Annotated in this window: 10 protein-coding genes; 5 read left to right on the forward strand and 5 right to left on the reverse strand. The window is 29.8% G+C overall.

Annotated elements, in window-relative coordinates; genetic code table 11:
* Position 1: 1 nt before the first annotated feature.
* The 3 genes from ACSHW5_RS14480 to ACSHW5_RS14490 all read right to left on the reverse strand — a co-directional run bounded on the left by ACSHW5_RS14480 (position 2) and on the right by ACSHW5_RS14490 (position 3,805).
* Positions 2-1,393 (reverse strand): bifunctional UDP-3-O-[3-hydroxymyristoyl] N-acetylglucosamine deacetylase/3-hydroxyacyl-ACP dehydratase, encoded by a 1,392-nt coding sequence (locus ACSHW5_RS14480; protein ID WP_435676861.1) that lies wholly within the window; start codon positions 1,391-1,393, stop codon positions 2-4.
* 7 nt (positions 1,394-1,400) lie between these two features.
* On the reverse strand, positions 1,401-2,426 hold the full coding sequence (lpxD, locus tag ACSHW5_RS14485; RefSeq protein ID WP_435676862.1) for a UDP-3-O-(3-hydroxymyristoyl)glucosamine N-acyltransferase: 1,026 nt from the start codon (positions 2,424-2,426) through the stop codon (positions 1,401-1,403).
* Positions 2,427-2,572: 146 nt separating this feature from the next.
* A complete protein-coding gene (locus ACSHW5_RS14490; protein WP_435676863.1) occupies positions 2,573-3,805 on the reverse strand; it encodes an HD domain-containing protein in 1,233 nt (410 codons plus the stop codon).
* Positions 3,806-4,236: 431 nt separating this feature from the next.
* Here ACSHW5_RS14490 and ACSHW5_RS14495 point away from each other — a divergent pair, with 431 nt between their 5' ends.
* The 5 genes from ACSHW5_RS14495 (at position 4,237) to ACSHW5_RS14515 (ending at position 12,451) form a co-directional block, all read left to right on the forward strand.
* On the forward strand, positions 4,237-5,784 hold the full coding sequence (locus tag ACSHW5_RS14495) for a response regulator (protein WP_435676864.1): 1,548 nt from the start codon (positions 4,237-4,239) through the stop codon (positions 5,782-5,784).
* Positions 5,785-5,860: 76 nt separating this feature from the next.
* The gene (locus ACSHW5_RS14500) at positions 5,861-6,433 is read left to right on the forward strand and encodes a DUF1287 domain-containing protein (RefSeq protein ID WP_435676865.1); all 573 of its coding nucleotides are present in this window, start codon (positions 5,861-5,863) and stop codon (positions 6,431-6,433) included.
* Positions 6,434-6,596: 163 nt separating this feature from the next.
* Entirely contained in the window at positions 6,597-7,004 is a 408-nt protein-coding gene (tsaE, locus tag ACSHW5_RS14505) for a tRNA (adenosine(37)-N6)-threonylcarbamoyltransferase complex ATPase subunit type 1 TsaE (RefSeq protein ID WP_435676866.1), read from the forward strand.
* Positions 7,005-7,010: 6 nt separating this feature from the next.
* Positions 7,011-8,207, forward strand: coding sequence for an alanine dehydrogenase (locus ACSHW5_RS14510; RefSeq protein ID WP_435676867.1), 1,197 nt, complete (start codon positions 7,011-7,013; stop codon positions 8,205-8,207).
* Positions 8,208-8,329: 122 nt separating this feature from the next.
* A complete protein-coding gene (locus tag ACSHW5_RS14515; protein ID WP_435676868.1) occupies positions 8,330-12,451 on the forward strand; it encodes a choice-of-anchor L domain-containing protein in 4,122 nt (1,373 codons plus the stop codon).
* Positions 12,452-12,690: 239 nt separating this feature from the next.
* Here ACSHW5_RS14515 and cmk read toward each other — a convergent pair whose 3' ends face one another.
* Together cmk and porQ are read right to left on the reverse strand one after the other, a co-directional pair.
* Positions 12,691-13,383: a (d)CMP kinase gene (gene cmk / locus ACSHW5_RS14520; RefSeq protein WP_435676869.1), complete on the reverse strand. Its 693-nt coding sequence runs from the start codon at positions 13,381-13,383 to the stop codon at positions 12,691-12,693.
* A 1-nt stretch (position 13,384) separates the two neighbouring features.
* On the reverse strand, positions 13,385-14,404 hold the full coding sequence (gene porQ, locus ACSHW5_RS14525; protein WP_435676870.1) for a type IX secretion system protein PorQ: 1,020 nt from the start codon (positions 14,402-14,404) through the stop codon (positions 13,385-13,387).
* Positions 14,405-14,846 lie beyond the last annotated feature (442 nt).

Below are 14,846 nucleotides of genomic sequence, written 5' to 3' on the forward strand. Positions count from 1 at the left end.
ATTATTTCTTTTTAGCAATTTGCGCCATTAATTCTGCTTCTGCAACTAGTTTACCATTTGCATACGCATACGCTTGCATGTGACAAATACCTCTTCTAATAGGTGTAATTAGTTCTGCTTTAAAAATTAAAGTATCTCCTGGCAACACTTTTTGCTTAAACTTAACCTTGTCCATTTTCATGAAAAACGTTAAATAATTTTCTGGATCTGGAACCGTATTTAATACTAAAACTCCACCACATTGTGCCATTGCTTCTATTTGTAAAACGCCTGGCATTACAGGTGCTCCTGGAAAATGACCAACGAAAAAATTCTCATTCATGGTTACATTTTTCATTCCTACAACATGTTTATCAGACAATTCTATTATTCTGTCTATCAATAAAAATGGAGGTCTATGAGGTAGAATATCCATAATTTGATGAATATCTAATAATGGCGGCTGATTTAAATCATATTGAGGTACTTTGTTTCGCTTTTCTAGCTTAATAATTTTAGCTAGTTTTTTTGCAAATTGTGTATTAATTAAATGCCCTGGTTTATTCGCTATAATTTTACCTCTTATTCTGATACCTGTTAAAGCCATATCTCCAATAACATCTAATAATTTATGTCTTGCAGCTTCATTTGCCCAATGCAACGTAAGATTGTCTAAAATACCATTTGGTTTTACAGCAATATTATCTTTTTTAAAGGCTTTTTTTAATTTTTCCATCGTATCTACAGATAATTGCTTATCAACATATACAATTGCGTTATTTAAATCGCCACCTTTAATTAAATCATTTTCTAGTAACATTTCAATTTCATGTAAAAAACTAAAGGTTCTAGCGTCTGCAATTTCTTTCTTAAAATCAGAAATTGTTTCTAAAGTTGCATTTTGAGTTCCTAAAATTTTAGTCCCAAAATCTACCATTGTTGTTACTTGGTATTCTTTAGAAGGCATTAAAATAATTTCACTACCCGTTTCTTCATCTTTGTAAGAAATAATTTCTTTTACAATATATTCTTCTATATCAGCTTCTTGTTCTTCTATGCCTGCCTTTTCTAAAGCTTCTATAAAAAACTTAGAAGAACCATCCATAATTGGAGGTTCAGATGCGTCTATTTCTATTAATAAATTATCGATACCTAAACCAACAGCCGCTGCCAAAACATGTTCAGACGTTTGTATTTTAACGCCGTTTTTCTCAAGATTTGTACCTCTTTGCGTATTTACAACATATTCTGCTCTTGCTTCTATAGTTGGACTTCCTTCTAAATCTACTCTACTAAAAGCAAAACCGTGATTTTCTGGTGCAGGTTTTAACGTCATTGTTACGGTATTACCTGTATGTAAGCCAACACCCGATAGACTTACTTCTTTTTGTATTGTTCTTTGTTTATTACTCATTATTTTCTTATTTGAGTATCCCACTCTTTTCTAAGTTATGTAATTTATTTGCTATTTCCGGCAATTTTTTAAAATGCACATAGCTTTTATAATAATCTGAATAATTCATTGCAGGAGTTCCTTGCACGGTTTCTCCGTCTTTTAAATTTTTAGTAATACCACTTTGCCCTTGTATGCTAACATTATTACCAATTACCAAATGCCCAGCAAAACCTACTTGCCCACCAATAATACAATTTTCTCCTATTTTTGTAGAACCTGCTATTCCTGTTTGTGCAGCAATTACAGTGTTTTTACCTATTTCTACATTATGGGCAATTTGTATTTGATTGTCTAGTTTAACACCTTTTCTTATAATGGTAGACCCTAATGTTGCTCTATCTATAGTAGCATTAGAACCAATATCTACACAATCTTCTATGATTACATTTCCTATTTGCGGAACAGCTTTGTATTCTCCATTTTTATCAGGAACAAAACCAAAACCATCTGCACCAATAATAGTACCTGAGTGAATTTTACAATTGTTACCTATAATGGTTTCTGAATATATTTTTACACCAGAAAAAATAAAACAATTGTTACCAATAACAACATTGTCTCCAATATATGAATTTGGATAAATTTTTACATTATCTCCAATAACAACATTCTCACCTATATAAGCAAATGCTCCTATATATTCATTTGTGCCAACCTTTGCTGTATCAGACAGAAAAGATGGTTGTTCTCTACCTGTTTTATTATTTTTTACTTCATTATAAAATTCTAATAACTTCGCAAAAGATTCATAGGCATCATTTACTTTTATCAGTGTTGTACTAACTTCTTTTTCTGGAATAAAAGTTTTATTAACAATTGCAACAGATGCATTTGTTGTATATAAATATGAATGGTATTTTGGGTTTGATAAAAAGGTTAAAGATCCTCTTTTACCTTCTTCTATCTTAGACAGTGTGCTTACTTCTTCGTCTGGATTTCCATAAACTTCACCCTCTAAAATATCTGCTATTTGTTGTGCTGTAAATTTCATTAATTGCAAAAATATAAAAATTATAACGAATATGGCTATAATAGTTTACTCCATACCTTTAAAAAAAGTAGAATTCTAAAATTCTGATTCAAATTCGAACAACTAAAATTTTTCTAAAACACCTTAATTGGTGGGCAAAAACCCTACTACTTTGGATAACAAATAAAATGTTTTATCACCGGATACGTAAGCGCTTGTATATTTAATTGATCTGATGCTTTTGCCATATCTGTTAACTTACCATACTTACTTAAAATATAAATAGGTTGTTCTGAGGAATAGGCTTGATTGCTTATCTCTTGCTGAAAAACAAAGAATTTTGCTTCTTCCGAAGAAATTTCTAGTTTTTTTGAAACTTTTAATCGTTTTTTCTGAATAAAACTTTCTTCAAATTTATCTTTTTGAATTTCTATGCGTAACAATTTTCTGTTTACAATCATTTTAGATAAGGATGATAATATTTTATCTGAATGATTTGTCCATTCTTTTATAGACAACAAAACATCATAATCATCTAATTTAGAAAACATTTCTAAAGTTTCTTCTGTAAAATTTTCTTTTGAAATTTGATTGTATAAAAAATACTTTAGTGAAGTACTTGCAAACAACGTGTCTCCTTTTTCTGCCAATTCTTTGGCTCTTTTTAAAACGTTTACCAACATATTTTCTGCCACCAAACCTGTTTTATGCAAATATACTTGCCAATACATTAACCTTCTGGCAATTAAGAATTTTTCTACCGAATAAATTCCTTTTTGCTCAATTACTAATTCATCGTCTTTTACATTCATCATAGCAATTAATCTATCTGAAGAAATATTGCCTTCTGTAACGCCTGTATAAAAACTATCTCTTTTTAAATAATCTAATCTATCAATATCTAATTGACTAGAAATTAATTTACACAGAAATTTTCTATGGTATTTTCCTTCAAAAATTTCAATTGCCAAAGTAAGTTTTCCTTCAAACTCAATATTTAATTTCTTCATAAATTTTAGAGAAATTTCTTCATGAGAAATTCCGCTAACAATACTATGCTCTAAAGCGTGAGAAAAGGCTCCGTGACCAATATCATGCAATAAAATGGCAATACACAACGCATTTTCTTCCTCATTTGAAATTTCTACCTGCTTAAAACGTAAAACTCTTACTGCTTTTTGCATTAAATGAATGCAACCAAGTGCATGATGAAAACGAGTATGGTTTGCTCCTGGATACACCAAGTTAGAAAAACCCATTTGAGTTATTCTTCTTAAACGCTGAAAATAAGGATGTTCTATGATGTCAAAAATTAACGAATTTGGTATTTGGATAAAACCATAAATAGGATCGTTTAAAATTTTTAATTTATTGGGTTGTTTTTTTTTCAAAAGATGCATTTTTCTATCTATTGCAAAATACGACTTAATGCTACAAATTCGCAAATTTTTAATTTTGGTTTTTAATTATTCGCAATTATTTTAAATAAGGACAAAATATCGCATAGCACTAAACATTTTTTAAAACTAGAGATTTGCTAATACCTAAGAATTCTGTAAATTATAGTACCCTTTTATTTCATCCATAAAAATGAGTAGTAAATTTTATTTTGCATAAAACCGTGAAATCTGAGAGATAATTTTAGAGACGTTATTATTAATGCTAACAAATTACGCTAAGGTTTAAATACTTATCAAATTACAGATACAGATAACTAGCGATTACAGAAAAGTTGTTTACACAAATTTGGCAATATTTTATCATATTAAAATATCAAAAAAGAACAACAAAACTGTACTTTTACGTTAGAAGTTAAAACTTAAAACAAACTATGAGTAGTATTCAAATATTATGGGTTGATGATGAAATTGAATTATTAAAACCACACATCCTTTTTTTAGAACATAAAAATTACACTGTTACAACCTGTACTAATGGAGCTGATGCTATAGATTTAGTAAGTGAAAAAAACTTTGATATTGTATTTTTAGATGAAAATATGCCTGGGTTAACAGGTATAGATACTCTTTCTGAAATAAAACAGAAAAAAGCCAATTTACCAGTGGTAATGATTACCAAAAGTGAAGAGGAATATATTATGGAAGAAGCCATTGGCGCTAAAATTGCCGATTATTTAATAAAACCTGTAAATCCGAATCAAATTTTATTAAGCTTAAAGAAAATCTTAGAGAACTCGCGTTTGGTTTCAGAAAAAACAACCTCTAGTTATCAGCAAGAATTTAGAAAAATTTCTATGGATTTAGCTATGGTAAATTCTTATGAAGAATGGATTGACTTGTATAAAAAGTTAGTTCATTGGGAATTAGAATTAGAAAATATTAGCGATGCTGGTATGTTAGGAATTTTAGAAAGTCAAAAACAAGAAGCAAACAATCAATTCTTTAAATTTATTAAAAAAAATTACCAAGATTTTTTAACAGCTCATGACAAACCTACTTTTTCACATACCCTTTTTAAAGATTATGTGGTTCCGGAATTAAGCAAAGACCAAGGAGTTTTATGGATTGTTATAGATAATTTACGTTTTGATCAATATAGAATATTAGAGCCTTTTATCAATAATTATTATAAAAAAGACCAAGAGTATTCTTATTTCTCAATCTTACCAACATCAACGCAATACGCTAGAAATGCCATTTTCTCTGGGTTAATGCCTTCTGAAATGGAAAAACGTCATCCAAATTTTTGGAAAAATGATACCGATGAAGGTGGTATGAATATGTATGAAAGCGACTTTTTATCGGCACAAATAAAACGTTTAAGTTTAGATATAAAACATCAGTATTATAAAATTACCAATTTAAAAAACGGTAAAGAATTGGCAGACAATTATAATGGTACAAAACAAAATGATTTAACTACAGTGGTGTATAATTTTGTGGATATGTTATCTCATTCTAAAACAGAAATGGAGGTAATTAAAGAATTAGCCGGCGATGATAAAGCATACAGAAGTTTAACCTTAAGTTGGTTTAAAAATTCTCCGTTGTTTGAAATTATTCAAAAAGCACAACATTTAGGTCAGAAATTAATTTTAACAACAGACCACGGAACCATTAATTGCAAGCAACCTACTAAAGTTATTGGCGATAAAAATATTAGTTCTAATTTACGCTACAAAACCGGTAGAAGTCTTTCGTATGAAGATAAAGATGTATTTGCTGTTCGTAATCCGAAAGATATTTTTTTACCAACAATTGCTATGAATAGCGCCTATATTTTTGCTAAAGAAGATTTATTTTTTGCCTACCCTAATAATTACAATCACTTTGTAAAATATTATAAAAACACGTATCAACATGGTGGAATTTCATTGGAAGAAATGATTATTCCTTGTGCTGTTTATAGTCCGAAATAAAAAAAACCATCTTAATCTTCCCAAAGGGAAGAGACACTCTTATGAATTCTATGTAATAAAAAACTAAAATGTTTTAATGAAGTTTTTATCTAATATATTTTTTGTTTTATTATTTGTTAGTTGTAGTTTTTCTCAAACTACAAATGATAAATTATCTGATGCCGCATTTGAATTAACAAAAGACAAAATTGTTTACGACCCAAGTTATTTTTCTATTGAGTATCCTAATGGAGATGTACCAAAAGGCAAAGGTGTTTGCACAGATGTTGTTATTAGAGCCTATAGAAAATTAGGCATAGATTTACAAAAAGAAGTGCATGAAGACATGCAAAAAAACTTTAGTAACTATCCAAAAATTTGGGGATTAAAAAAGACAGACAAAAATATAGATCATAGAAGAGTTCCGAACCTTATGATCTTTTTTTCTAGAAAAGGAACCGTAAAATCCATCACTAAAAACCCAAAAGATTATGTCCCTGGTGATATTGTTTGCTGGAATTTAGGTGGCGCAATTACCCATATAGGCATTGTGGTGAACAAAAAATCTATGAAAAATAATGGTTTTATGATTGTACACAATATTGGCGCAGGACAAGTGTTAGCAGATTGTTTATTTGATTTTAAAATTATTGGGCATTATAGATTTTAGAGCACCTTTTTTAATTCCCTTTAATTTGACCATTGCTAGGTTTATTTTCTTAAAAAAATATAAAAAAGTAGTATTCAGTAATCGGGTGAAAACAACAAATATCTTCATCTATTTTTACAGATTACATTAATTAAATTCTGATTACTTTTTCTATTTTTGCACTATGAATAAAAACTATTCTTTACAAGATTTATCTGAAGTAGCTAAGGCAATAATTGCATCAGCAAAAAATAAAACGTTGCTTTTTTACGGACAAATGGGCGTAGGTAAAACAACACTTATTAAAGAAATTTGCAAACAATTGGGTGTTTTAGATACCATTTCCTCTCCTACTTTTTCTTTAGTAAATGAATATAAAACCTCAAAAGAAGAAATAGTTTTTCATTTCGATTTTTACAGAATTACCCAAGAAGAAGAAGCTTTAGACATGGGTATTGAAGATTATTTATATAATAATGATTGGTGTTTAATAGAATGGCCAGAAAACATAGAAAATTTACTACCTTTAGATTCTGTTGAAATTCATTTATCTATTTTAGAAAATGAACAACGTAACATTCAATTAAAATAATTATTTATGAGTTCATTTTCTCCTTTTAGTAAAGAGCAATTACTTCCACAAGAAGAAATGTTAGAAATAAAAAGACAAAAAGGAGAACTGTTTATTGGTTTACCTAAAGAAACTTACATAGATGAAAAACGGGTATGTTTAACACCAGATGCCGTAGCTGCTTTAACCTCTAACGGACATAGAATTGTAGTGGAAACAGGAGCAGGAAATGGCGCCAATTTTACAGACAAAGAATATTCTGAAGCCGGAGCAAAGGTTTCCTACAATATAGAAGAAGCTTTTAAATGCAATATTATTTTAAAAATTGCGCCACCAACAGCACAAGAAATTGAGTATATAAATCCGCAAGCAATCTTAATTTCATCTTTACAATTAAAAACCCAAACTAAAAAATATTTCGAATGTTTGGCAAAAAAAAGAATTACTGCAGTAGCTTTTGATTATATAAAAGATGAACATGACTCCTATCCTATTGTAAAATCATTAAGTGAAATTGCTGGTACTGCCTCTATTTTAATTGCTGGCGAACTTATGAGCGGTGTAAACAACGGAAATGGGTTACTGTTAGGGAATATTGGTGGTGTTCCGCCATCTAGTGTTGTTATTTTTGGCGCAGGAACAGTTGGTGAATTTGCCGCAAGAACAGCTATTGGATTAGGCGCAAGAGTAAAAGTTTTTGATAATTCTATCAGCAAATTAAGAAAATTACAAAACTGTTTATCTGCACCTATTTACACTTCTACTGTGCAACCAAAATCAATTAAAAAAGCATTAATGCGTTGCGATGTTGCCATTGGCGCCATGAGAGGTAAAAATAGATCTCCAATCATTGCCACAGAATCAATGATAGAGCAAATGAAAGAAGGTGCTATTATTGTTGATGTAAGTATTGATAGAGGTGGTTGTTTTGAAACTTCAAATGTTACCACACATAAAACGCCAACTTTTGTAAAACATGGTGTAATTCATTATTGTGTGCCTAATATTCCAGCACGTTATGCCAGAACAGCTTCTGTTTCTATTAGCAATATTTTTACTCCTTATTTATTGAATATTGCAGAAGAAGGTGGTTTTGAAAACACTGCTAGATTTGATAAAACCTTACGAAATGGCATGTATTTTTACCACGGAATTCTCACGAACAGAACTGTTGCAGATTGGTTTAATTTGCCTTATAGAGATATTAATTTGTTAATCTTATAATTTAAAGGCGTTTAAGAATCCTTTTTTAGAAAAAAGTTTATCTTTGCCAAAAAATATTTTAATCATAATTTAAATTCTTTTCTTTTTATTAAATAGTTAAGTCCCCTAATTTTCTATCGTTTATGTTTCCCCTAGCATTAAAGTACAACACAAGAAAATTGTGTATACATCTTAGTTTTTTTTATTTTTTACTAGTTCCTACCTTACTTTTTTCTCAAACCATTACTATAGACGACAGCTCTAATTCTGCCGAAGAACTTGTGAATATGTTAATTAACAATTCATGTATTCCTGTATCTAATTATAATATTTCTAGCACTAAATCTGTTGCATATTTTAATAACAACAACGGAGCGTTTCCTATTTCTGAAGGAATTATTATTAGAAACGGAATTGCAAAATATTCTGAAGGTGCCTTTACAAACGCTAACTTAAGTAGCGAAATATCTACCAATGGAGATGATCAGCTACAAGCAATTAGTGATGAAAACGGTCAAAATGCTACCATAACAGATGTGGCTTTTTTAGAATTTGATTTCATTCCAATTGGTAACGATTTTAATTTTAATTTCTTATTTGCTTCCAATGAATATGGAGAATGGCAATGTAGTTTTAGTGATGTTTTTGCAATATTATTAACTAATATTGAAACAAATGAAACAACAAACTTAGCTGTACTTCCGGGCACAAACACCAATATTTCTGTTCAAAATATTAGAGACCAACAATACAACACTAGCTGTAGTTCTATCAATGCAGATTTATTTGATACTTATAATGTAGATAACGCTACAAACGCTACCTTAAATATGAGAGGTTATACAAAGATGATGAGTGCTTCTTCTAAAGTATTACCCAATACTGCTTATAAAATAAAATTTGTTTTAGGAGATCTCAATGATTCAGATTATGACTCTGCTGTTTTTATTCAATCAGGTAGTTTTACTTCTAATTTTGATTTAGGTAAAGATGTAGCTATTTGTGGTAGTGAAGAGATACTTTTAGATTCTGGATATAAAAATACTACAGATTTTGAGTATCGATGGGAAAAAGACGGGAATTTACTCTTGGCAGAAACAAACCCAGTTTTAGCAGTTTCAGAAAAAGGAGCTTACAAATTAACAATTACCAGTTTAATGACAAACTGTGTATTTTCTGATGAAGTTGAAGTAACTGACCTTCAAATAGCATCTCCAATAAATTTGTTTGAATGTATTTCTGATGCTACTGCTCATTTTAATTTAACTCAAAATAACCAAGATGTATTGGCTATAGATGAAAGCATTTATGATATTGTCTATTACAATTCTATGGAAAATGTTTCAAATAATATTCCTATTGAAGAGTCTCTTTTAACAAATTATCCATCAACATCTGGAGAAACGATTTACATAAAATTAAAAAATAAAAATACAGGACAATTTTGTTATTCAATATTAGAATTTGAATTAAAGGTTCAAGAAATAGTAGCAAACACACCAGATAATCTTTTAGTTTGTGAAGGCGAAATATCTGTGGATATTTTAACACCTACAAAGCCTCAAATTTTAAACGGACTTCCAGCTTCTAATTACATACTTACCTATTATACTTCTGAAGTAGAAGCAAATACAGGTACAAATAAAATTGAAGACCCTTTAAATTTTCCTTTAGCAAATAATACAAGTAGTATTGCTATTTGGGCAAGATTAGTTGGTGTTAACAATACAGAGTGCTTCGATATTATCAATTTTAATATTAATTACAGTAATTTACCTGAAATAGATGAGTTTGAGAATATATACGCCTGTACTTCTTATACCCTACCGGCGTTAGATAATGGTGAATATTTTACATCTTCAGACGGTAAAGGAACACAATTATTTGCAGGTGATATTATTTTATATTTTACAAAAATTTATATTTATAATGTAAATTCAAACGGCTGTACAAACGAATCTAGTTTTTTAGTTTTTATTGCCGAAGAATTTTCTATTCCTCCTGTACATTGTGGTGAATATATCATACCAGACACCAAATTTGGGGAATTTTATACAGCCGCAGGTGGCCCAACGGGAACTGGAACAATAATACCTACAGGAACTAGTATTACAGAAAGTACAAGTATCTTCTTTTATTCTGTAATTAATGGTGAGTATTGTTCGGAAAAAGAATACCCTTTAACTATTTATAAATTACCCGCTGTAGATTCTTTTACAGATGTTATTGTATGTAATTCCTATATCTTACCAGAAATAACCAACGGTAATTTCTATACAGAATCTAATGGTAGAGGCACAAAGCTACAAACAGGAGACCAAATAACTTCTAGTACAACCATCTATGTTTATAATAAAGATACATCCACCGATTGTTCCGATACAAGTACTTTTACAATTACAATTATAGACACTAACAATTTTCAAAATGTTTCAGCTTGTGGTAGCTATACAATTCCTAGTTTAGACCTTGGTAATTATTATACAGACAGAAATGGTACTGGTACAATTATACCTTCAGGAACTTTAATTACCAATTCACAATCTGTGTTTTATTATGCTCCAGAAGTAACTTCTGTTCCTAATTGCACTGGTTTCGAAACAATGATTACCATTAATCCTTTACCATTGGTAGATAGTTTAGATGATATCATAAAATGTGAAGATGATTTACCTGTATTGCCTTCTTTAGCAAACGGATTTTATTATACACAATCTGGCGGAAAGGGCAATAAATTAAACGAAGGGGAAACTATTACAACTTCACAAACCATTTATATTTATAATAAAAATAATTTTTGTGATGCTGAAACCAGTTTTAAAGTTACTCTAAATCCTGTGCCATTAGTAGATAACTTTACAGATGTATTTAGTTGCGAAGCATATATATTACCAACATTAAGGAATGGAAATTATTTTTCAGCTCCTAACGGACAAGGAACACAATTATTTGCGGGTCAAAAGATAGAAACAACACAAGAAATATACATTTATAACCAAGACAGTGTTTTAGCTATTTGTAATAATGAAAATGTGTTTAGAGTTCATATTTTAGGTTTAGAAGTTGATGAAATGGAAAATGTTTATTCTTGTGAAAACTATATATTACAAGAACTAAATGTTGGAAATTATTATACCGAAAAAAATGGAAAGGGTACAAAATTAAATGCTGGAGACATCATAACCGCTTCTCAAGAAATTTATATTTATGCAGAAAATGGAAACAGATTTTTTTGTAAAGATGAAAAAACATTTAGTATCACCATTTTTAAGCAACCTACTTTAGGCACTATAAATACATTAGCAGCTTGTGGAAGTGTAACATTACCTTCATTTGAAATACCGGGTATAAAGGTAGAACTTTATAAAAACTCAAATAGAGAAAATGCCATAAACCCAGCGGACTACGATTTTTCTGAACTGGGTACTCGAAACATATATTACAAAGCTTTTCATGAAAAATTTCCAACATGTTTTACAGAAGGTTTCTTTTCTATAATTGTTTATCCACTTTTAGAACATAAAATAGAAGGCGGCGTTATTTGTGCCAATCCAGAAACTGGCGAAACTACAAATCCTGTTTTATTAGATTCAAAATTAGATGAAACAGAATTCACCATAAATTGGTATTTTGAAGAAAATTTAATGGGATCTGGCAGAACTTATGAAGCCCATAAAGCAGGAACTTACACTGTAAAAACCATAAAATTAGATACTTCAATTGTTGATGATTGCTCTTACAAACCTATAAAAGTTGTAGTAGAAAGCTCTAGTCCTATTTTTGAAGTAGAGTACCTAACGAATGATTTTGTAGATTCTTATGCAATAGAAATAAACGAAATAAATAATGCTTTGGGTAATTATGTGTATTCAATAGACGGCATTAATTTTCAGAGTGATAATCGTTTTTATAATCTTGTTCCTGGAAATTATAAAATTATTGCAAGAGATCTTTTAGCAATTTGTGATGATACAATCGTAGATTTTGTTGCTTTAAAATACCCAAAATTCTTTACTCCAAATTATGACGGTGTTAAAGATACTTGGAACATTCCAGATCTTAAAAATGATGCAAATGCCACCATACAAATTTTTAACAGATATGGTAAATTACTTTCTATAATTAAACCTAGCGGTACTGGTTGGAATGGTACTAATAACAACAAAAAAAGAATGCCTTCTGCAGATTATTGGTTTCTTTTAGAATATACAAAAGGTACAGAAATAGCAAGGTTTAAAGCAAATTTTTCTTTGCTTAGAAGATAGATTAAAACAGATACACTTTTAACCACGTTCTATGAAATGCCAACCGTTATCTTATAATTTCATTAATATTTATTGAATATATTTCACAAACTATACTATCCTTTAAAGGATAAATTCTACAATAAATCGTCAAACCGCTTTTTTATTTATTTCTTCCAAAAATAAAATTGTAGCTCTATTTAAAGAGCTATAAAAAGGATGCCGTTTCAATCAGGGCTACCTAATTTACATACTTTAGTTTATTCTAAAATTTTTCTGTCTACTAATGCACAAATTCTTTCAAATTGTTCATCAATTCCCATATCAGAATTATCAAATTCAATAGCATCAACTGCTTTCATTAAAGGAGAGTCTTCTCTTGTAGAATCTATTCTATCTCTTTCTTCTACATTAAAAAGAATTTCTTCAAATTTAACTTTCTCTCCTCTGTCTATCAATTCTTTATAACGTCTTGTTGCTCTTTTATCGGCAGAAGCGGTCATAAACAGTTTTAATTCGGCTTCCGGAAAAACAACCGTACCAATATCTCTTCCGTCCATCACTATTCCACTATTCTCTCCCATCTTTTGTTGTTCCGCAACTAGTTTTTTTCTAATTTCTGAAATTGCCGCCACTTTACTTACCAATTGTGAAACTTCTAAAGTTCTAATTTCTTTCTCCACATTTTGACCATTCAAAAACATTTCGGCAAAACCTAGTTCCTTATTAAATTGAAAAGAAAGTGTAATATTATCTAAGTTATTTATAAGTTTATCTTTGTGCAAAAATTCTTTACCTACAAAATTATTTTGCTTCGCAAATAAAGAAACGGCTCTATACATTGCCCCAGTATCTACGTATATATAATTATACTTTTTTGCTAATAATTTAGCAATAGTACTTTTTCCTGTCGATGAAAAACCATCAATAGCAATTATAATTTTTTTACTCATATTATCTTCTATCTAAATCTATTTGTAAACTAAAAGTACTTGTATTTGATGCTGTATGAAATTTTGAATATGCATAATTAAATTTCAACTTATTCATTTTTATTCCAAATCCTACAGAAATTCCACTAAAAGTTCTTGCATTTTGTAATTTTAATTCAGCAGCTCTTCTAAAATTATAGCCCATTCTAATATTAACAGCACTTTCTGGAAACAACTCTGCTCCAACAACAAAATGACGAAAAGTATTCGACAGAAAACCTATTTTTTCAGCAGTTACATTTCCTTCTAAATCTGTAGTTTGTTCAGACGGATTAGGAACAGAAATATCCCATTGTTGCAAATTATCTAAAGTAACGTACCATTTTAAAGGTACATGTTCTAATTTGTAAGAAGCACCTGCAGCTATTTTTAGTGGTAACTTTTCTATTTCTCCGTTAAAAGATTGAATTTGGGTTCCTACATTTCTTGCTACTATAGTAAAAGAATATGGTTTATACGGACTGTAATATAAAAACCCAAAATCTGCTGCCACACCGGCAGATGCATAATTTGCAATTGAAGAACTTATCAGTTTTATATTAGTTCCCATAAACAAGTTGGTCCATGGCAAATTAAAAGCATAACCAACAGAAATGGCAATATCACTTGCATTAAAAGTGCCTGTTTCTGTACCTTGTTCATCAGCGCCAATTAATGTACCATAATTTAAATACTTTATACTTCCATGAATGGTACCAAATCTCCTAGAAATTAATTTAGCATAAGAAAGAGACCCCACATTAATTCCTGCTAAATAACTTGCATAATTTACAGAAATCTTATTATCTATATTGGCATTAATTACAGCGGGGTTCCAAATAGGTTGATTTACATCGTCTAAAAGAGTCAACACTTCTCCACCCAAAGCCACTTGTCTTGCAGAGGTTGCTAGATTTAAAAATTGGTATACATTTTCTCCTCCAACTTGTGCGTTTAAGGAGACAGAAAAAAATAAAATAGAAATAAAAAATAATTTTATCATTAACTAATTTAGTTTCATTTTACAAATATACTTTATAACGCAATAGCATCATAAAAATTACTATTTAAAACAATAAAAAAATATTTTTTATCTAAATGCAATAATAAACAATCGTCAGTAATATTCTTAAAAACAGTTAGGCAAAATTCAAAATAATTAAATTTTACGTACAAAAAAAATAAAATTACACTTGTATTTATTTCACAACTTCATATTTCGTACTAATTTCACAAAATATAATTGTAAAATGTAGTGAATAAGCATGAAACGCCATTACCCTGATTAATAATTATTAAACTATTTGCAAGTAAATAATAACTATTATGGCGTGCCCCCGCAAAAAAGCGAGGTCAGGCTATTCGTTACAAGTCCTCGTTCGTACCTCACTGTGGGCTTTTCACTGCTATCCTTCACGCAAGCACAGTTAAGAAGCTAGTTTATA

The sequence above is a fragment of the Polaribacter sp. genome (genome assembly GCF_051251875.1).
Taxonomy (GTDB): Bacteria; Bacteroidota; Bacteroidia; order Flavobacteriales; family Flavobacteriaceae; genus Polaribacter.

Bases quoted from the DNA above. Each gene is read 5' to 3' on its own strand.
- ACSHW5_RS14500 (WP_435676865.1), top strand. From the start codon at position 5,861: ATGAAGTTTTTATCTAATATATTTTTTGTTTTATTATTTGTTAGTTGT.
- cmk (WP_435676869.1), bottom strand. From the start codon at position 13,383: ATGAGTAAAAAAATTATAATTGCTATTGATGGTTTTTCATCGACAGGA.
- ACSHW5_RS14515 (WP_435676868.1), top strand. From the start codon at position 8,330: ATGTTTCCCCTAGCATTAAAGTACAACACAAGAAAATTGTGTATACAT.
- ACSHW5_RS14480 (WP_435676861.1), bottom strand. From the start codon at position 1,393: ATGAGTAATAAACAAAGAACAATACAAAAAGAAGTAAGTCTATCGGGT.
- ACSHW5_RS14490 (WP_435676863.1), bottom strand. From the start codon at position 3,805: ATGCATCTTTTGAAAAAAAAACAACCCAATAAATTAAAAATTTTAAAC.
- lpxD (WP_435676862.1), bottom strand. From the start codon at position 2,426: ATGAAATTTACAGCACAACAAATAGCAGATATTTTAGAGGGTGAAGTT.
- ACSHW5_RS14510 (WP_435676867.1), top strand. From the start codon at position 7,011: ATGAGTTCATTTTCTCCTTTTAGTAAAGAGCAATTACTTCCACAAGAA.
- ACSHW5_RS14495 (WP_435676864.1), top strand. From the start codon at position 4,237: ATGAGTAGTATTCAAATATTATGGGTTGATGATGAAATTGAATTATTA.
- porQ (WP_435676870.1), bottom strand. From the start codon at position 14,404: ATGATAAAATTATTTTTTATTTCTATTTTATTTTTTTCTGTCTCCTTA.
- tsaE (WP_435676866.1), top strand. From the start codon at position 6,597: ATGAATAAAAACTATTCTTTACAAGATTTATCTGAAGTAGCTAAGGCA.